Source organism: Marilutibacter penaei, from assembly GCF_014145395.1.
Lineage (GTDB): Bacteria > Pseudomonadota > Gammaproteobacteria > Xanthomonadales > Xanthomonadaceae > Marilutibacter > Marilutibacter penaei.
The window spans coordinates 1-19,826 of the sequence record NZ_JACHTE010000003.1 but is presented as its reverse complement, the minus strand read 5'-3'; the positions used below and the strand labels follow the sequence as shown (position 1 = coordinate 19,826).

Below are 19,826 nucleotides of genomic sequence, written 5' to 3'. Positions count from 1 at the left end.
TGCGGGGCGTTTTTCATGGCGTTCCTGTCGCGCCTAGTTACGGAGAGGGAGGCTGCCCCTGCCTCAGCACCAGACGTTTCCTTCCCTCATATGACTGCGTGATTTCTGCAGCATTCATGTCAGGATGGGCGTGGAAGTAGCGCGCCCGCAAGTCACTCGCGCGCACGTCGCCGAGATCACCAGCCAACAGGATCGCGCTGGCCATGCTTTCCGGCGGGCCATACTGCGTCATTGCCGTGTTGATCCGACCATCCAGATAGGCCGCAAAGGGGCTCCTCGTCGATTTCATCAGCTGAAGCACCATCGTGTTTGCAGCGGCGACCCTCGAAAGCAGGGCCATATCTTCCGAAGACGACGTATCAAGACCCTGTCCAGACTGGCGAATCGACCCGATCTCGTCGCTGACGCGATCAACATAGAACATCTTGGCCTTGCTGTTGCCCGTATTGGCCAAGGCCTCAAGCTCCATCGTCGACATGGATTTAGCGGCGATCCATTCTTCAGGCATTGGAAACCCCTGAGAAATCAGCCGTTGCTGTTCCTCAGGACTGCCGAACGCCAGCGCATCTGCGTACTGATCGTTCAGCTCTCGCAGCCACGCCTCTTCGGACTTGGGCAATTGCGACACCCGGGCATCCCAGGACGACGCACGCCTCACTTCGACAATATCCGCGAACCGCCAACTCGGAGGCACTTGCAGCTCATTAGCACCGGTAATCGATGACGCCTGTACCTCTTCCGCTACAAGATCGACTTCATCTTCTGTAACCGAGCCCGCGAGTCCCCGCGACGTCTCCTGGTCGCCAGCGACAGCACCCTCATTCGTCGAGATTGCCGCCTCGTCTCTCGCATTACACCCAACGAGTCCTCCTGCAACAATCATTAGCGCGCATGTAACCCCGAGACTTCTAGTCGTCTTCACAGTCGTTCTCCCTCATATCCCTCGCCCAAAGCGCACATTTACGCTGCCCTTCGCGCTCCTCGTATGCATTGTCTGAGGGAACGGTAGTACTGACAGCACCGTGATAGAGGCTGGCGAATCCACTGCATGTCCCTTGGGGATCGGGCACCGCGGCACAGGCAGCTTGCGTGCCGTCCCGGAACGCATCATCGCAAGCCCCGCGCGCACCTCCGGCCGCCCAGCATATGTCATGGGCGTCGCATACCGAACGAAAGCTTACGCCAGCATAAGGCGCATCGATATCGCCTGAGTAGTGGTTCGATGTAATGACCGACAGAACTGCATTCTGAAACCACCCCCCTACGCCACCGGTTCCACAGCCATTGGGCGCGAAATCCGACCGCCCAGGGACTGTAATTCCGGGCGATGCCGGCGGACTATCCAAACTGCACCCCGAAGGCTGGTGTGTTGCAAGGGCCTGGCAGAACTTATCGCCATCCAGTGGAAGATCCTCCTGCGGGAACTCTTGATACATCCGGAACCATTCCATCAAGAGGCGCGCTGACTCTGCCTGGGCGCTATCAACACAGGACGCAGTGGCACACGTCACGGATTCTCCTGTATCCCGAAACCCCACGACGGTGATCGTTGGCTCAGTGGGTATTTCTTCTGCAACAACGTAGAAGGCAGCCAGTAAGGCCAGGACGAGTAACGCTCTTCCTCGCCGCAAGGCAGGTCCTGTCATGCGCTCGACTCCCCAATCAAGACGATTACACCGTGACCCCCCCCCCGTCTTGCATGTCAAGGGCCACGTTCAATTCGAACAATTTGCCGTGGAGCCTTGGCCATGTGCTGATTCAGAGCGCTCTCGCAGAAGAGCGCTCATCGTGCAAGCGATAGTGCTTCACACCGTTACGAGAAGAGCGCCGCTTCATGACCAAATCCTCATTGATCTAGCCCCCTTCGGTTAAGCGCTGTTGATACCGGCAGGGCATGGCCCGGGATGCCACTGCCCGGGCACTGTCCTGCCTCAGACGCGAACGCCATGATTCCGTGCATCCATGACACGTCAGGTGTCCTTAGGGCGTGGCTAGGGCCCCGCAGACCCCAAACGACCCGTACTATTCGGCGCATGCCCTGGCACCGCCAGGAGCGGAGGTATCTGCGCGCGCTGGCACGTCAAGCATTTGGAGTCGCGCCACGGACTTCACGCCACGGCAACGGGGCCGCGGTCAGAGTCGGCCTCCTCAGGCAGGCGCTCGGGGAGAGTGACTTCCGGGTCCTTGATGATCCAGATGTCAGACGGAGGCAGGTCATGCGAGTCCGATTGAATGTTGCCTTGGCGGCGGTGGTGTTGTCGGTCGCCGGGTGCGCGAAGGAAAGCGAGCCCACGCCGGCGCCCGCCGCTGCACCGGCGGCAGGGACGGCCACCGAGGCCGGCAATCCCCCGGACGCGGCGCCGGCGCCCGCGGTCTTCAGTCCCGCGGAGCTGGACCAGATGGTCGCGCCAATCGCGTTGTACTCCGACCCGTTGCTCGCGCAGGTGCTGATGGCCGCGACATACCCGGGCGACGTTGCCGATGCCGCGAGATGGTCCGAGGCACACCCGGACGCCCAGGGCGACGACGCGGTCCGGCAGGTCTCGGACCAGCCGTGGGACCCGAGCGTGCAGTCGCTGGTGGCATTCCCGCAGGCGCTGGCGCTGCTCGGCCAGGACCCGGCCTGGGTGCAGCGGCTGGGCGATGCCTTCCTCGCGCAGCCGGACGCGGTGATGGACGCCGTGCAGCGCCTGCGCCACCAGGCCGCCGACGCCGGCAACCTTGCAAGCAACGAGTACCAGAACGTCACGACCGAACCCGCGCCCGCCGCGGCACCTGAGCCACAGGCGGCACCGGCGGCCGGGTCCACGACCACGGTGGTGCAGGCCGCGCCGGCACAGGACACGATCATCATCCAGCCGAGCGACCCCGAGGTCGTCTACGTCCCCACCTACAATCCCACCCAGGTCTACGGCACCTGGGCCTACCCCTCGTATCCACCCACCTACTACCCACCCCCCTCGCGCTACTACGCGCCGGGTTCGGCCCTGGTCAACGGCATGATGTGGGGCGTCGGCGTGGCGATCACCGATTCGCTGTGGGGTGACTTCAACTGGGGCCACGACGACATCGACATCGACATCAACCGGTACAACAATTTCGATTTCGACCGCGATATCGAAATCGGCAACAACAACAGGTGGCAACACAACTCGCTGCACCGCGATGGCGTGCCGTATCGTGACCAGGCCAGCCGCGAGCGTTACGGGCGGCAACTCGACAATCCCGCCTCGCGCGATGCCTTCCGCGGCGATACCGCGAACCGCACCGCCGAGCGGGAGCGTGCGCGGCAGTCGCTGCAGTCGCATGGCGTCCAGGCCCCGGCGCGCAGCAACCAGGAGGCGCGTGCACGCGCCCAGGATGCCGCCCGTGCTGGCGGACTCGCGGGGGCCGATCGGGACGCAGCGCGTGCGCGTGCCGGCGAAGTCGCGCAGCAGGCACGGAACAATCCTCAGGCGCGGGAACGGGCCCAGGCTGCAGCCGCCAACCACCCGCAGGCACGCGACCGTGCGCAATCCGCGGCGGCCAACCACCCGCAGGCACGCGACCGTGCGCAATCCGCGGCGGCCAACCACCCGCAGGCACGCGACCGCGCGCAGTCCGCGGCGGCCAACCATCCGCAGGCCCGCCAGCAGGCCCATTCGGCCGCCCAGCAGGCACGCGCCAACCCCGAACAGGCACGGCAGAAGGCTGCACAGCGCGCCAACAAACCGACCACCAACACCCAGGCCCGGCAGGCGGCACAGCAGGCCCACCGGAGCCAGGCAGCGCCCCGCAACAATGCCTTCAGCGGGGCCAGCCGCCCGAGCACCAGCCAGGCCCATGCCGCGCGCGGCCAGGCCAGCCGCGCGCATGCCGCGCAGCCGCGGTCGACGCAGGCCCGGCAGGTCAATCGCCAGCCACGTCCGCAGGGCCATGCCCAGCGTGGCGGCCGACGCTGACAGGAGCGCACCCATGACGACGCACGCACGAAAGCTCGCCCTCTGCATCGCCTGTGCCCTAGGACTGTCGGGCTGGACCACGGCAGCGGTGGCGCAGGAGCGCTTCCCGACGCCGGATGCCGCCGCCGACGCCCTGGTCGAGGCCCTCGGCACGGACAAGGCGGACACCGCCCGGTTGGAGGCCCTGCTCGGCAAGGACTGGGGAGACTTCATCCCGACCGGCGGCGTCGCGCGACCGGACGTCGACTACTTCCTGGAGGCTTATGGCAATGGCCATGACCTGCAGGTCGACGGCGATACCGCGCACCTGCGAGTCGGCGAGGGCCACTGGACGCTGCCGATTCCGATCACGCAGGGCAGCGGCGGCTGGGCCTTCGACACCCGTGCGGCGGCGGATGAGATCCGCACCCGCCGCATCGGCACCAACGAATCCCAGACCCTGGTCTCGCTGCTCGCCTACCACGACGCGCAGATGGACTATGCCGCGCAGGATCGCGACGACGACGGCGTGCTCGAATACGCACGGCAGATCCTCAGCACCGAAGGCGAGCACGACGGCCTGTACTGGTCCGAGGATGCGACCGGCGACCTCAGCCCGCTGGGCCCCCTGTTCGCGGATGCCAAGGCCGGCGAAGGCTGGCACGGTTACCGCTTCCAGGTATTGACCGCGCAGGGCCCCTCGGCGCCCGGCGGCGCCTACGACTACCGGCTGGGCGACGACATGAGCCGGGGCTTCGCGGCGGTGGCCTGGCCGCAGGAGTATGGCGAAAGCGGGATCATGAGCTTCATGATCAGCCACGACGGCCAGGTCTTCGAGAAGGACCTGGGCGCCGACGGCGCCGCGACGGCGCAGGCGATGAAAGCGTTCGACCCCGACAGCAGCTGGGAAGAAGTCGCCGACCCGATGGTGGTCAAGGTCGAAACGCCCTGACCGGCGCTTTGTCCGGGCGAAGGCCGCGGGCTGTCCGCCGGCCTTCGCATCGCCGGTCTATTCCCCGTCCTTCAGCACGCGATTGAACAGCTCGTGGATGCGACGGTATTCGTCGTACCACGCATCCGGATGGACGAATCCGTGGCGCTCCAGCGGATAGCTTGCGAGTTCCCACTTGTCCTTGCGCAGTTCGATCAGCTTCTGCGCGAGCATCACCGAGTCCTTGTAGAAGACGTTGTCGTCGATCATGCCGTGGGCGATCAGCAGGTGGTCCTGCAGGCCTTCGGCATGTTCCATCGGCGACGAGCGCAGGTAGGCCTCGGGGTCGAGCTGCGGCGTGTTGAGGATGTTGCTGGTGTACTCGTGGTTGTACTGCGACCAGTCGGTGACCGGGCGCAGCGCGGCGCCGGCCTTGAACACGCCCGGCTCGCGGAACAGCGCCATGAAGGTCATGAAGCCGCCGTAGCTGCCGCCGTAGATGCCGGCGCGGTCGCGGTCGCCCTGCTTCTCGGCGACCAGCCACTCCAGGCCGTCGAGGTAGTCCTCGAGTTCCGGGTGGCCCATCTGCTGGTAGATCGCGGTCCGCCAGTCGCGGCCGTAGCCGGCGCTGGCGCGGTAGTCGAGGTCGAGCACGACGTAGCCTTCCTGCACCAGCAGGTTGTGGAACATCTGCTCGCGGAAGTACGCCGGGTAGCGGTCGTGCACGTTCTGCAGGTAGCCGGCGCCGTGCACGAACATCACGATCGGGTACCGGCGACCCGGTTCATGCACCTTCGGGCCGTAGAACTTGCCCCACACCGTGCCCGCGCCGTGCCGGCTCGGCACCTGCACGTACTCGGGCTCGATCCAGTCGCGCCCCTTGAATGCGTCGCGGCGCGTGTCGGTCAGCGTCGTCGCCTGGCCGCCGGCGACCGGCAGCACGGCCACCTGCGCCGGCAGGTAGCTGTCGGAGTGGCGGACCAGCAGGCGGCCGCCGTCCGGCGACAGGCTGAAGTCCTCGACGCCGTCCAGCGCCGTCAGCTCGCGCACGCCGCCGCCATCCCGGTCGACCGCGCAGACCTCATAGTCGCCCGGCCAGTCGCGGTTGCAGGTGAAGTAGAACGTGCGTCCATCCGGCGACAGCTGCGGCTGCGAGACCTCCCAGTCACCCGAGGTCAGCGCGCGCGGCTTGGCGCCGCCCTCGCTGAGGTAGAGATGCGAGTGGCCGCTCTCTTCGGACAACAGCCAGAGCGCGTTGTCCGCGGTCCAGCCGAAGTCGTTGTAGCGCCAGTTGATCCACGCCGGGTCGGTCAGGCGGTGCCGTGACGCCAGCGCGGCCGAGGTCGGCTCGAGGGTGGCGATCCAGCGGTCCTTGTTGTCGACGGCGCGCAGGAGGACGGCGGCCTGGCGGCCGTCGGACGTCCAGTGGATCGCCGGGCCGGTCCCACTCGCGTCGGTCTCCACGCGCACCGCGCGATTGCCCTCCAGCGGCTTCTCGTCGGCGGCCTTGCGCATCGCCGCCAACGGATCGGTGCCGATCCCGGGCAGCGCGTCGAACTTCAGTTCGGTCACCTTCGCGGTGGCGGTTTCCACCAGCCACAGGCGGTGCGGCAGCGGCGCCTTGTAGCCGACGCGCGGGCGCACTTCCTCGAACTCCTCGTAACCCGACTCGGTCACGTACTTCGGCATCTTGCCGTCCTGGCCGCGCTCGCCATCCTTCGGTTCGGTGACGACCAGCAGCCAACGGCCGTCCGGTGACAGGGCGCTGTCCTCGACCACGAGCCCATCACCGAGGTAGGCCGGCGCAGGTGCACGGGTCGGGTCGCTGTCGCGCCACTCGCGCTCCTGCGCACGCACGGCATCGGCGTCCGCGCGCTGTTCGCGCAGCGTCTCGATGTAACGGAGCTGGCGGTCGCGCAGGTCGTCGGCCTTGGGCGCTTCGGCCGGATCCTTGCCGGCCACGAGGGTGGCCGCCTGGGACAGGCCCGTGCCCGCGCGCCACTGGTACCAGTCGTTGCCCGCGCGGAACACGAGATTGCCGTCGCGGCTCCACTGCGGACGCGACTCGCGGCCGTCGCTGCGGGTGACCTGGGTCAGCGCGCCACTGCGCAGGTCGCGCACGAAGATGTCGCCGTTGCGGGCGAACGCCATGCGCGTCCGCGCCGCATCGTAGGCCGGAAACGGGGCATCGAGGTCGGCGCGTGCCGCATCGTCCACGCGGGCCACCGCGCCGCCCCCCGCCGGCACCTGCCAGGTGTCGCGCACCGGCGAACCCTCGCGCTTCAGCCGGTACTGGATGGCGCCGCCATCCCAGCGCCACCAGGCGTCCTCGACTGCCGGACCGATCCAGTCGGGATCCGCCATCACCTGGGTGAGGGTCAGCGGCTCCGACGGTGCCAGCGTCGGGGACGCGTCGGCGGCGAGCGCGTGCGGCGCAAACAGCAGGGCGGTGAGCGAGACGAGCAGGCGGTTTCGAAGGGGCATGGTCAAGGCGTTCCGGCGGGACAAACCCGGGCAGCCTAGCAGCCTGCGACCGTGCCGGATCGGGCCATCGGTCACGGGCGGCTTGGCCCTTCCCGGGAGAGCGAGGATAATGGTCGGCCGCGGCGCACCCCCGCGTGCCGCGGAGGCACGATGCGTGGACCCGTTGCTGCTGTCCCGGATCCAGTTCGGATTCGTCATCTCGTTCCATATCCTCTTCCCGGCGTTCACGATCGGCCTGGCGAGCTGGCTGGCCTTCGTGGAGGGCCAGTGGCTGCGCACGCGCGACAGCGTGTGGCGCGACCTGTACTTCTTCTGGACCAAGATCTTCGCGGTCTCCTTCGGGATGGGCGTGGTGTCCGGCATCGTGATGAGCTTCCAGTTCGGTACGAACTGGGCGGTACTGAGCGAGCAGGCCGGCAACATCCTCGGCCCCCTGCTCAGCTACGAGGTGCTGACCGCGTTCTTCCTCGAGGCGACCTTCCTCGGGGTGATGCTCTTCGGCTGGGGACGGGTGTCGGAGAAACTGCACTTCCTGGCCACCTGCATGGTGGCGCTGGGCACGCTGATCTCGACGTTCTGGATCATCTCCGCGAACAGCTGGATGCAGACGCCGCAGGGATACACGCTGGTCGACGGCGTGTTCCACCCCGCCGACTGGATGGCGATCATCTTCAACCCCTCGTTCCCGTACCGGCTCGCGCACATGGTGCTGGCGGCCTTCATCACGACCTGTTTCGTGATCGGGGGCGTGAGCGCGGGGTACCTGTGGCGCGGGACCCATCGCGAACCGGCGCGCCGGATGCTGCGCATGGCGGTCCTCTTCGCCGCCATCACCGTGCCGCTGCAGGTCTTCGTGGGCGACCTGCACGGCCTGAACGTACGCGAGCACCAGCCGGTGAAGCTGGCGGCGATGGAAGCGCACTGGGAGCACGGCGCGGAGGGCGAAGGCGTTCCGCTGGTGCTGTTCGCGGTGCCGAACGAGCGCGAGGAACGCAACGACTTCGAGGTCGCGGTGCCGAGACTGGGCAGCCTGGTCCTGACCCACAGCTGGGACGGCACCATCGAGCCGTTGACGGCGGTGCCCGCCAGTGAGCGCCCCCCGGTGAAACCGGTGTTCTACAGCTTCCGGGTGATGGTCGGCATCGGCATGCTCATGCTGTTGCTGGTGCTGGCCTCGCTCTGGGCGTGGTGGCGCAAGCGGCTGTTCGAGGACCGCCGCGTGCTCTGGGGCTGGCGCATGATGACGCTGTCGGGATTCATCGCGATCCTCGCCGGCTGGTACGTGGTCGAGATCGGACGCCAGCCCTATGTCATCTACGGGCTGCTGCGCACGGCCGACGCGGTCAGCCCCATCGACGGCGCCAGCGTGCTTGCCTCCCTGATCATCTACGCGGCCGCGTACGCGGTCGTGTTCGGTGCCGGCATCTGGTACCTGACCCGGCTGCTGAAGAAGGGACCGGTGCCGCATGAGCCGCCGCTCTCGCCGGAAGGCGGCGAGAAGACGCCGATGCGGCCGCTGTCGGTACCGGACGAATCGATCGAAGGGGGTGCGTGATGGACCTGCAGACCGTCCTTCCGGTGGTGTGGTTCGGCGTGATCGGATTCGGCGTGCTGATGTACGTCCTGCTCGACGGCTTCGTCCTCGGCCTGGGCATCCTGGCCCCTTTCGCCGAAGACCAGGGCCAGCTCGACCACATGATGAACACCGCCGCACCGATCTGGGACGGCAACGAGACCTGGCTGGTCCTGGGCGGTGCCGGCCTGCTCGCGGCGTTCCCCAAGGCCTACGCCATCGTCCTCTCGGCGCTCTACCTGCCGGTCCTGCTGATGCTGATCGCGCTCGTGTTCCGTGGCGTGGCGTTCGAATTCCGCTTCAAGGCGCAGCGGGCGAAGCCGGCATGGGGCGCGGCCTTCGCGGTGGGCTCCCTGCTGGCGGCGTTCGCGCAGGGCGTGATCCTTGGTGCGCTGGTGGAAGGGATGCCCCTTCAGGGCGGCAAGTACGTGGGCGGCGCGCTGGGCTGGTTCAGCCCCTTCTCCATGCTGACCGGTGCGGCGGTGGTATTCGGCTATGCCCTGCTCGGCGCCAGCTGGCTGATCCTCAAGACGGAAGGGCCGCTGCAGAAGGTGGCCCGCACGCTGGCCCGCCCGCTGGTCCTGGTGGTGGTCGTTTTCATGGGGCTGGTCAGTGCCTGGCTGCCCTTCCTCGACTCACGCGTCATGGCCCGCTGGTTCGAAGGCGGCAATTTCCTGTGGCTGTCCCCGGTGCCGGTGCTGGTGCTGGTCAACGCCTGGGCGATGTGGCGCGCGGTCATGGAAGAGGGGCGAGACGGCAAGCCCTTCCTGCTGACCCTGTGCTTCTTCCTGCTCGGCTTCGCCGGCCTGGTGCTGGGGATGTGGCCCTATCTCGTGCCGCCTTCGCTGACCCTCTGGGAAGCCGCCTCGCCCCCGGCCTCGCAGGGCTTCGTGCTGGCCGGGCTGGTGGTCCTGCTTCCCGCCATCCTGGGCTATACGTGGTGGTCCTACCGGGTGTTCAGCGGCAAGATCGCCGCGGATGCCGGTTACCACTGAGGCGACCCGCCCCGGCTTTCGCGGCCCACCCGCACGGCGAGTGTGCGGGCGGCACGTGGCCGGGTATGCTTGTGGACACTGTTTCGCCACGGCCGTCCCCCGCGGCTCGCCGCCCGCCCATGCACGCCTACGTCTACAAGAGCCTGCGCAAAGCCGACACCTACGTGTATCTGGCCGCGCGTGACGCGTTCGACCGCCTCCCCGACCCGGTGCGAGCCCAGCTGGGTCCGCTGGCCTTCGTGCTCGAGGTGGGATTGACCCCTGATCGCCGGCTGGCCCGGGAAGATCCGGCGGTCGTGCGGAAGAACCTGGTGGCGCGGGGGTTCCATCTGCAGTTCCCGCCCACCGTCGCCGATCCGATGACGGAAGACTGGGGTACCGATGCCTGAACCGGTTTCCAGGGCGGCGGTGGCCCCGGCTCGACCCTCGGTGTCGCGACACCTGTGGCCGGCCGTCGCGGTCGGAACGGTGCTCGCGCTGGTGGCCGGCGTGGGCAGCGTCGTGGCGCTGCTCGCGGGCCTGCTGGCCCAGCCCGCATGGGCGATCGCGGCCCGGGAGTGGCGAGCGCGCCGCAAGGCACCGGCAGCGGTGCTGGCATCGCCGCGCCCGCTTGACCTGCGCCGCGACGGCCTGGCGCTGCTGGCGCTGTGGGGCGGCGGCGGCCTGGTGACCGGCCTGCTGCTGGCCTGGCCCCTGAATGCACTGGTCTCGACCGGGCAGCTGTCGGCGGCACTCGGCGTCAGCACGGTGGTTGGGCTGGTCCTGGTCGCCCTGTGGCGCACCTGGCCGCTCTGGCATTCGGTCGAGCGTCGCGGTGGACCGCTCGGGCCCGCCTGGCAGGCGATGGACGACGTGGAAATGGGCGCCTTGCGGGGCCTGGGCGTGGCCGCGATGGTGTTGGCCCTGCTGGGCCTGGTGCTGCTGCTGGCCTGGCCCGGACTGCTCGACGGCGCCGCGCGCTGGACCGCCGTGGTCCTGCTGGCGCTGGGGTCACCGATCGCCCATGCCGTGCTGCAGGGAGTGGCGGAAGCGGATCCGGTCCTGGTGGTCGGCGCCGGCCATGCACCGGCGCCCGTCGTCGCGGAGGTCGAAGCCGAGGCCCCGGCGCCGGGCGAGCCGCTGGAACCCGCCCTGTATGCGGCCGCGCGCAGTGGGCGGGTCGAACGGGCACTCGCATTGATCGAGGACGGTGCCGACCCGCACGCCATCCCGCCCGAGGGCGATCGCGACCGCCGCAGCCTGGCGGCACTGGCCGCCGTATTGCCGGACCTGCGCCTGTTGCGCCAGTTGATCGCCGATGGCGTCGACCTGAACCAGCCGCCCGGCGGCGGCATGACGGCGCTCATCGCGGCGACCCGTGACAGCTGGCACGGCCGCCCCGATGCGGTCATGACCCTGTTGGCGAACGGGGCCGATCCCCGCCTGCCCGACGCCGACGGCAACACGCCGTTGCACCATGCCGCGCGCAGCTCCGACCCGGGCGTCGCCGCGCTGCTCCGCGATGCCGCGGCCGAGCTCGACGTGCTCAACGCCGAAGGCCAGTCGCCGCTGGCCGTGGCCTGCGCAGCCGGCAACTGGCGCCTTGCGCGGTTCCTGCTCGAGCGGGGCGCACAGACGCACCCGGTGGGCGGGGTCCCGGCCCTGCTGGCGGCCGCCGCGACCGAAGACGACGACCCGGCCGGCGTGCAACTGCTGCTCAAGCAGAAGGCGCGCGTGGACGCTCGCGACGCCACGGGCCGCACCGCCCTGCATGAAGCCGTGCGTGCCGGGCACGAGGACATCGTCCGGTTCCTGCTGTCGGCGGGCGCCGACCCCGCGCTGGCGGACGACGCCGGCAACAATGCCGTGCTGGAAGCCGCGGCCGTCGGCCGTTCCGCCCTGCTGGAAGCCCTGTTGGCGCAGCTTCCCGGCGACGGGGCCGTCGAGGCACGGGCGACCGATGCCCAGGGCCGCAGCGCCCTGCACCATGCCTGCCTGTCCGAACAGACCGACCCGGCGCTGGTACAGCGGCTGCTCGCCCTCGGGGTCGATCCCGACCTGAGGGACGCCAACGGCGACCGCGCGCTCGACCATGCGGCGCAGGCCGGACGCTGGGCGCTCGTTTCGGCGCTGGACGCCGGCTACGACCTGCCGGCCAACGTGGTCGACGACGACACCGTCGATTCCGGAACCACGCCCCCGCCGGACCGTCCGCCCGCCGAACTGCTGCGCGAGGCGCTGGATGCCGGCCGCGAGGCCGGGGCGGGCGCCATGGCACGGCTGCTGACGCCGTCGCAGTCGGGACGCTTCCTGCTCGACGATGCGCTGGCGCCCTCGCCCATGCAGGTCGAGTGGTTGCTGCGCCACGGAGCCGACCCCGGGGTGCGCACCGCCGACGGCGATACCGTGATGTTCCACTGGTTCGACCAGGGCGGCGCGGCCGTCGCGCGGCTGCGGGTGCTGCTCGACAATGGGGTTTCCCCCGCGGGCCGGGGCGGGCTTGCCCGCTTCCTCTCCGCCTGCATGCGCCAAGGGGCCTCCGGACCGGCCCAGCAGGCGTTTGCATTGCAGTTGCTCGAGTGCGGCGCGGACCCCTTCGGCACCTCGTCCAGCGGCGACCGGCCGTCCACCCTGGCCCTGCGGCTGGGATGGCGGCACCTGCTCGACCGCCTGCTCGAGATCGGGGTCGACCCCAACCTTTGCGACGCGCATGGCATGAGCCCGCTCCACCTGGCCGCAGCGCTGGGCCGCACCGCCATGCTGCGGCAGTTGATCGCCCATGGAGCGGCCCCCGACCTGCTGGCTGCCGATGGCCAGACGCCGCTGGGCGTGGCGCTGTCCGCGGGCCGCCGTGATCTTGCCGATTGGCTGGACTGGCGCGGCTGGAGCCTGCCGCGGCGCCCCTTGCGTGCCAGCGACGTGCCCGCCGCGGCGATCGTCGGCGACGCCGACGCCGTGCGGCGCATGCTCGACCTGGGCCTGCCGGTGGACGCCACCGACAACCAGGGCTGCACGGCGCTGCTGCGCGCGGCAGGGGGCGGGCATGGCGCGCTCGTCGATCTGCTGCTGGTGCGCGGTGCCGATCCCCAGTACGCCGCCAACTCCGGCGCGACGCCGCTTTCCGCCGCCGTCAGCATGCGCCACGTGGAGATCGTCGACCGCCTGATCGAGGCCGGCGCCGCGCTGGAGCAGCGCCTGCCGGGCGAGCTCACGGTGCTGATGGTGGCCTGCGCGCTGGGCCTGCCCGACATGGCCGCCCGCCTCCTGGCCGCCGGTGCCGATGCCCATGCCGCCGACAGCCAGGGCCGCATGCCGATCCACTGCGCCGCGATGTACGGCTTCACCGCACGCGAGCGCAGCCGCCTGGTTGCGCTGTTCGACACCCTGTTGCTGACCGGCGGCGATGCCGACAGCAACCTCGAAGCCGGGGGCGCCACGCCCCTGTTGCTGCTGCTCGGCGCGCGCGCGGAGCCCGGCACCGAGGCGGACGAAGACACCCTGCTGGCGGGCCTGGAGCTGCTGCTGGACCATGATGCACGCCTCGACGTCGCCGATCCGCGCGGCTTCGGACCGCTGCACCTCGCGGCCCTGCATGGGCTACTGGGGATCGTGCGCTGGCTGTTGCGGGCCGGCGCCGACCCGGACGCACGCGACGCGCTCAACCGCACCCCGCGCGAGATCGCGGTGATGCGCGGTTTCGTCGATATCGCCGCGGAGTTCGCGCCCCCGACCGCCCCGCAGGGCGTGTCCATGGCGCGCTTCCTGCGGGACCGCTCCTAGCGTCCGTCGCCCGCGGGCGCGTCCGACGGCGGGGTGCCCGGAGCGGCACGCGGCCCGGCTTGCCCCAGCACGCCTTCGCCGGCGTCCGCCCGCAGCAGTTCTTCCAGTTCGCGGCGTGCGTCCTGCACCGTCTGCAGCAGGGCGTCCTGGTCGTGGCGGATCGGGTGCTGCGCCTCGAACAGTCGCGCATCATGTTCGGCAAAGCGCGCCGTGAGCGCGTCCGCTGCAGTGGCGGCCACGCCAAGCGCCTGCAACACCTGCGAGCCTGCCTGCAGGCTGGAATGCAGCACCTCACGCACCGGCTCCACCCCGAGATCCTTCAGTTCCCACGCCACTCTGCGGTCACGCGCCTGCGCGATCACCCGCGCCTCGGGGTAGAAGTGGCGGATCGCTCGGCTCGTCCTCAGCGCTTCCGCGGGATCATCGATGGCCACCACGAATACACGGACCTGCGCCGCCCCGGCCGCCCGCAACAGGTCGGGGCGGGCCGGGTCGCCGTAATAGAGGGTGTTGCCGAAGCGACGGGAAAACTCCAGCTGTTCCACGTCATGCTCGATCACGATGAAAGGCGTGTCGTGCATCGCCAACACGCGCGCGACGATCTGCCCGAAACGCCCGAAGCCGGCGATCAGCACCTGCGGCTGCCCGTCCTCCGGGAGGGCATCCGCATCGCGCGGCGCGCGCTCGCGTGGCCGCGCCTTCAACAGGTACGCCAGGCCGATCAGCAACACCGGCGTCAGCGCCATCGACACGCCGACCGCCGCGACCAGGCGGTCGCGTACGACGAGGTCCAGCAGGCCGGCGCGGACCGCTTCGGCGAACACCACGAACGCGAACTCGCCGCCCAGCGCCAGCACGGTCGCCAGCTGGGCCGCCTCGCGCATGTCCAGCCGACCCGGGCCGCGGCCGATCACGAAGATCAGCGTGAACTTGACCAGCATCAGCACCGCCACCAACGCCGCGATGGCCGCCGGTTCGGCCAGTACGCGTCCCAGGTCGATGCTCATGCCCACCGCCATGAAGAACAGGCCCAACAGCAGGCCCTTGAAGGGCTCGATCTGCGCTTCAAGCTCGTGGCGGAATTCGGAGTCGGCCAGCAGCACGCCGGCGATGAATGCGCCCAGGCCGGCGGACAGCCCCGCGTGCTGCATCATCCAGGCCGAGCCGAGCACGATCAGCAGCGCCGCGCCGGTGAACACCTCGGGCATCTGCGAGCGGGCGACGATCCGGAACACGTGCCGCAGCAGCAGCCGCCCGCCGAACACGAGCGCGGCGATCGCCGCGATGGCGATGCCGACGGCCTGCCAGCCGCCCTCCGCGTCCCCGGCCGCCCCCACCCCGAGCAGTGGGATCACCGCCAGCAGTGGAATGGCCGCGATGTCCTGGAACAGCAGGATCGCAAAGGCAAGCCGCCCGTGCGGTGCCGTCAACGCCTTGCGTTCGGCCAGCAGTTGCAGCCCCACGGCCGTCGACGACAGCGCGAGGCCGAACCCCACGACCCAGGCCGCCTTCGCACCCAGGCCACCGAGCATCGCGATCGCCGCCAGCGCCACCCCGCAGGCCAGCACCTGCAATCCGCCGACGCCGAACACCGGCTTGCGCATCACCTTCAGCCGCGGCAACGACAGCTCGAGTCCGATCACGAACAGCATCATCACCACGCCGATCTCCGACGCGGCCAGTACCCGCTCGGCATCGCGCACCACGCCCGTCCCGAACGGCCCGAGCACCACGCCTGCGGCCAGGTAGCCCAGCACCGCCCCCAGGCCGAAGCGACGGAACACCGGCACCGCGATCACCGCGGCGAGCAGGAACAGCAGGGCGATGTCGAGGCTTTCGCTGTGCATGGGGGCTCCTGGCGCCGGGACGCCATCGCGATTGCGGCGTATCCCGCGCTGTCGCTATTGTGTCAGCGATCCGCCATCCGTTCCGGTGGCGCGCCTGGGGGAATGAACCGTGCGTCGAATCCTGGTGTTCATGGCGATCGTACTGGTGTCGGTCACGGTCTGGGGCCGCGCGGACGCCGGGGGCCAGCAGACCGAAGCCACCATGGTCGTTGCAGCGAAGATGCGCATCAGTGCCGCCGGGGATGTCGAATCCTTCGCGCTGGACGGGCGCGACGCACTTCCCGAAGGCGTCGCCCGCCTGCTGGAACGGCAGGTGCCGGCCTGGAAATTCAAACCCGTCCTGCAGGACGGCGTGCCCACCCCTGTTGGCGCCCTGGCCCACATCCGCGTGCGCGCGCGGCCCCGCGAAGACGGACGATTCAACCTGGAAGTGGTCGGCGCCACGTTCGGGGACGAGGCCGTCGCCGGCGGGCTCAGCCTGATTGAACTCACGGACGACACAAGGCCGCGCTACCCCGTCCTGCTCCAGGGCGAGGGCGTGGCGGGCATCGTCTATCTGTTCATGGAGGTCTCGCGGGAGGGCCGCGTGACCCGGGTGGCCACCGAGCAGGTCAACCTGACCCAATACCCAAGGCACGGGCCCAGCGTCGTCTACATGCGCGACCAGTTGGCAAGGGCCGCGCTCAAGGCCGTGGAGCGCTGGACGTTTACTACCCCGACCCGGGGGGAGCTCGCGGGGGACCCGTACTGGAATGCGCGCGTACCCGTCGTGTTTCGGCCTTATGCCGACTCCCCATCCGGCCCGGGTTATGGGCAATGGGAGGCCTACCTGCCCGGTCCCCGCACCCAGCCTGACTGGATCGCAGCGGGTGAGGGCGGATCGGATGCGCTGCCGCCCGACACGATCAGCCTCGTCGATCCCGATGCCCCGCAGTTGCTGACCCAGCTCGGCGGCCGCTGACCCCACAGGTTTCCGCGGGATGGCACGCGTCCCGCCCGCCCCTGCCACGAGTTGCTGCGACCGCTTTACCCCCGCTATCGTGTCCTCGTTCCGCCAACGGTTCCGGCGGCGCACTCTCCAGGAGGGAAAGTCGATGCGAAAGATTCTGATGGGGCTGGCGTTGTTCGTCGCCACGGCGGCAGTCGCCGCGCAGGCACCGGACAAGACGAATGGGGCGATCGAGGCAAGCATGCTGGTGACCGGCACGATCGACGTCGAGCCCGACGGCAGTGTCTCCGGTCACGTACTCGACAAAGCCGATGCACTCCCGGCCGTGGTCACGGCCATGCTCGGCGAGCAGATCCCCAAATGGCGCTTCGAGCCGGTGATCGTCGATGGCCAGGCGGTACCCGCACGCGTGCCCGCGAGCATCCGTCTTGTCGCACGGGAGGTCGAGAACGACCGCTTCGCCGTGCATATCGGAGGCGCCCACTTCACCGCGGCGCATCGCGGGAGTGCGCATGGGGAATACCCGATAGCCCAGCGCACGGACCGCAGGGCACCGGCCTATCCCCCGGACCTGCTCAGGGCCGGCGCCGGCGCGACCGTCTACCTCCTGTTGAAAGTCGGGCCGGACGGAAAGGTCGAGGACCAGATCGCCGAGCAGGTCAACCTGACGGTCGTCGCCCGCGAGCGGCAGATGGCCCAGATGCGCAATGCATTCGCGCGAGCGTCACTTACCGCCGCACGCACGTGGACATTCCCGCGGCCCGACGGCGTCGAGATCGATGCCGACGGTTCCTGGTCCGTGCGCGTACCGGTCGACTTCGTGGTTGTCGGACAAGAGGCCGCCTACGGCGAGTGGCAGGCCTACGTGCCGGGTCCGCGGCAGGCCAACCCCTGGTCGGACGAGGACGATGGCGTATCTCCGGAGACCCTCGCGGCCAATGGCACCTATCCGGTGGGCCTGGACGGCCCCAAACTCCTCACGCCGCTGCAGGCGGGCGAGGGTTGAGCCGCCGTACCGGGCACCGGACACAACCGCGTCGTACCGGAGGCATGGCATGCGCGTGACCCGTTCGCTGGTGGTCCTTGGTCTGCTGGCAGGCGGACTGTGGGTTCCGCCCGGACTCCGGGCCGAAGAGGAACAGACCCCGACCCTGGTCGTGGTGCAGGCGGGAATCGAAGTCGATGCCGGTGGGCGGGTCGTGGGTGTCGAACTGGACCCCACGGCGCGCCTGCCCGACGTGCTGCGCGAGCGAACGGAACAAGCGGTCCAGACCTGGCAATTCAAACCGATCGTCGAGAACGGCGAACCGGTGGGCGGCAAGACGTGGGCCGACGTACGGATATGCCTCGCACCTTCCACCGAAGGACACCTGAACGTCGCCATCTCCAAGGGCATGAATGGGCCAGGCAGCGTATCCGGCCAATGGCGCCCCACCCTCCCGATCAACCTCATGCGGACCGCGACGGCCGGCGTCGAGTACGAGTTCCTGATCCGCTATCGCGTCCAACCGGATGGTCGCGCCGAACTCCTGGACGCAAGCCTGCTCGATCCGGAGCTGGATCGCCGTTATGCCCCCGGCTGGCAACGTGACCTCCGGCGGGAGATCGCACGGATCCGGTTCAATCCCGAGGTCATCGGTGACCGCCCGGTCTCCACCGTCATGGAGTTGCCGATGATGATGGTTCGGCGCCCCGCAGGCGTCACCAGCGCGCAGGCCCGGAACGCCATCCGGGAGACCCAGGCCGCCGCGCCGGTGTGCCAGGCAGCGGCCGGCAAGGGGAAGAACGAGGCCGTGGCGGTCGACAGCCGTTTCGAGCTGCTGCCCCAGGGTTAACGCGCGCCATGAACGCGCATTCCATACGGCTTCGCGCCATGACCAAGGAAGGAAAGAAATGCATCGCACCCTCGCCCTGATTGCATTGTGGTTGGCGTTACCGGTTTCGACCTGGGCGGCAGGCCCTCCACCCGCGTCCGCGCGCAGCCAGATCGAAGCCAGCATGCTCGTCACCGGGGACATTGACGTCACCGCGGACGGCGCGGTGGCGGCCTACCGTCTCGACCGGCCCGACGCCCTGCCGCCGGAAGTCCTGAGTCTGGTCGAAGAGACCATTGCCGGCTGGCGCTTCAAGCCGGTCCGGGTCGATGGCGTGCCCGCCTCCGTCAGCACGCGTGCAAGCATCCGGGTGCGCGCAAAGAAGATCGACGAGCATCGCTACTTCATGGGCATCGCCGGGGCACGTTTCAGCGGGCGAACAGGGTCTGGAATACGTCCGCGGCAGCCGCTGGCCGCGCCGCACTACCCGCCCCACCTCGTGGATCTGGGCGTAGGCGGAACGGTCTACGTGGTGGTCAGGATCGCGGCGGACGGCAGCGTGGCGGACGTGCTGGCCGAGCGTGTGGACCTCACGACGCTGGGCAACGATATCCAGATGCAACGCATGCGCGATGGCCTGGAGCGCGCAGCCCTCGCTGTAGCGAAGACGTGGTCGTTCGCACCGCCGACCGGCCCGGACAACGCGCCCCCGTGGCTGGCACGGGTTCCCGTGGAGTTCATTCCGCCCGGGCGGACGGCCACGGCCTATGGGGAATGGCATGCGTTCGTGCCCGGGCCGCAACACGACAATCCATGGCCCGACCTCATCGACGACGGCGATCCGTCGACGCTGGTCGCCGGAAACGCCTATCGGTTGGGGGCGCCGGGGCCGGAACTGCTGACGCCTCTAGGAGCGTCGACGGATTGAGTGCGAGCGCCGGTGCCTACGTCCCCCGCGATTCCATCCGCAACGCAAAAGCCCCGCGCGAGCGGGGCTTTTTGTTGCCTGGCGTGCGTGTTGCCTGGCGCGGACCGGCCTGGGACGCGCATCTCCATCAGCGGTCCGTCAGCTGCGATGTTCGGGCGACGGGCAAGGCAGGGGCCGGCAAAGAAGAAGGCCGGATCCTTGTGGGATCCGGCCTTCGGTGTAAATGTCCAGCGATGTCCTACTCTCACATGGCATGGGCCACACTACCATCGGCGCAGCTGCGTTTCACTTCCGAGTTCGGAATGGGATCGGGTGGGTCCACAGCGCTATGGTCGCTGAACAAGCTGGTGAAGCAGCGCGAGGCGCGCCAGCTTGCATGGGGTGGGAAGTAGCGAATGAGGCGAATGTCGTCGACGTATCGTCGAGACCAAGGCCACTTGAGGTTATATGGTCAAGCCACACGGATCATTAGTACTGGTTAGCTCAATGCATTGCTGCACTTACACACCCAGCCTATCAACCACCTGGTCTTGATGGTTCCTTCAGGGGAGTCAAGCTCCCGGGAGATCTCATCTTGAGGCGCGCTTCCCGCTTAGATGCTTTCAGCGGTTATCGCTTCCGAACAT

At 69.0% G+C, this 19,826-nt stretch carries 13 protein-coding genes and 2 rRNA genes; 10 read left to right on the top strand and 5 right to left on the bottom strand.

Translation table 11 applies throughout. The annotated features are described in order from the left end of the window. Positions 1-37: 37 nt before the first annotated feature. Positions 38-628: a hypothetical protein gene (locus H4F99_RS04330; RefSeq protein WP_182668507.1), complete on the bottom strand. Its 591-nt coding sequence runs from the start codon at positions 626-628 to the stop codon at positions 38-40. 1,588 nt (positions 629-2,216) lie between these two features. On the opposite strand from H4F99_RS04330, the gene H4F99_RS04325 reads away from it, so the two are divergent. Beyond that, entirely contained in the window at positions 2,217-3,941 is a 1,725-nt protein-coding gene (locus tag H4F99_RS04325) for a DUF3300 domain-containing protein (protein ID WP_182668506.1), read from the top strand. 13 nt (positions 3,942-3,954) lie between these two features. Beyond that, complete coding sequence (locus tag H4F99_RS04320; RefSeq protein ID WP_182668505.1) at positions 3,955-4,872, top strand: DUF2950 domain-containing protein; 918 nt, start codon at positions 3,955-3,957, stop codon at positions 4,870-4,872. A 57-nt stretch (positions 4,873-4,929) separates the two neighbouring features. On the opposite strand, the gene H4F99_RS04315 is transcribed toward H4F99_RS04320, so the two are convergent. Further along, the gene (locus H4F99_RS04315) at positions 4,930-7,335 is read right to left on the bottom strand and encodes an alpha/beta hydrolase family protein (RefSeq protein WP_182668504.1); all 2,406 of its coding nucleotides are present in this window, start codon (positions 7,333-7,335) and stop codon (positions 4,930-4,932) included. 154 nt (positions 7,336-7,489) lie between these two features. Between H4F99_RS04315 and H4F99_RS04310 the strand changes: the two genes are divergently transcribed. The 4 genes from H4F99_RS04310 (at position 7,490) to H4F99_RS04295 (ending at position 13,662) form a co-directional block, all read left to right on the top strand. Beyond that, positions 7,490-8,890, top strand: coding sequence for a cytochrome ubiquinol oxidase subunit I (locus H4F99_RS04310; protein WP_182668503.1), 1,401 nt, complete (start codon positions 7,490-7,492; stop codon positions 8,888-8,890). Next, positions 8,890-9,903: a cytochrome d ubiquinol oxidase subunit II gene (gene cydB, locus H4F99_RS04305; protein WP_182668502.1), complete on the top strand. Its 1,014-nt coding sequence runs from the start codon at positions 8,890-8,892 to the stop codon at positions 9,901-9,903. The genes H4F99_RS04310 and cydB overlap by 1 nt, the downstream gene beginning before the upstream one ends. A 119-nt stretch (positions 9,904-10,022) precedes the next feature. After that, on the top strand, positions 10,023-10,292 hold the full coding sequence (locus H4F99_RS04300; protein WP_182668501.1) for a YcgL domain-containing protein: 270 nt from the start codon (positions 10,023-10,025) through the stop codon (positions 10,290-10,292). Beyond that, the gene (locus tag H4F99_RS04295) at positions 10,285-13,662 is read left to right on the top strand and encodes an ankyrin repeat domain-containing protein (protein ID WP_182668500.1); all 3,378 of its coding nucleotides are present in this window, start codon (positions 10,285-10,287) and stop codon (positions 13,660-13,662) included. The genes H4F99_RS04300 and H4F99_RS04295 overlap by 8 nt, the downstream gene beginning before the upstream one ends. Here H4F99_RS04295 and H4F99_RS04290 read toward each other — a convergent pair. Next, positions 13,659-15,509 carry a monovalent cation:proton antiporter-2 (CPA2) family protein gene (locus H4F99_RS04290; RefSeq protein ID WP_182668499.1) on the bottom strand — a complete coding sequence of 617 codons (1,851 nt, stop codon included), beginning with the start codon at positions 15,507-15,509 and terminating at the stop codon, positions 13,659-13,661. The genes H4F99_RS04295 and H4F99_RS04290 overlap by 4 nt on opposite strands. Before the next feature lie 109 nt (positions 15,510-15,618). Here H4F99_RS04290 and H4F99_RS04285 point away from each other — a divergent pair, with 109 nt between their 5' ends. The 4 genes from H4F99_RS04285 to H4F99_RS04270 all read left to right on the top strand — a co-directional run bounded on the left by H4F99_RS04285 (position 15,619) and on the right by H4F99_RS04270 (position 19,200). After that, positions 15,619-16,470, top strand: a complete 852-nt coding sequence (locus tag H4F99_RS04285; RefSeq protein ID WP_182668498.1) for an energy transducer TonB — start codon at positions 15,619-15,621, stop codon at positions 16,468-16,470. 133 nt (positions 16,471-16,603) lie between these two features. After that, the gene (locus tag H4F99_RS04280) at positions 16,604-17,464 is read left to right on the top strand and encodes an energy transducer TonB (protein WP_182668497.1); all 861 of its coding nucleotides are present in this window, start codon (positions 16,604-16,606) and stop codon (positions 17,462-17,464) included. Between the two features lie 49 nt (positions 17,465-17,513). Beyond that, entirely contained in the window at positions 17,514-18,293 is a 780-nt protein-coding gene (locus tag H4F99_RS04275; protein ID WP_182668496.1) for an energy transducer TonB, read from the top strand. Positions 18,294-18,351: 58 nt separating this feature from the next. Further along, a complete protein-coding gene (locus H4F99_RS04270) occupies positions 18,352-19,200 on the top strand; it encodes an energy transducer TonB (RefSeq protein WP_182668495.1) in 849 nt (282 codons plus the stop codon). A 225-nt stretch (positions 19,201-19,425) separates the two neighbouring features. Here the strand turns inward: H4F99_RS04270 and rrf are convergent. After that, positions 19,426-19,540 (bottom strand): 5S ribosomal RNA (gene rrf, locus H4F99_RS04265). Between the two features lie 107 nt (positions 19,541-19,647). Continuing rightward, a 23S ribosomal RNA gene (locus tag H4F99_RS04260) occupies positions 19,648-19,826 on the bottom strand; the annotation flags it as partial.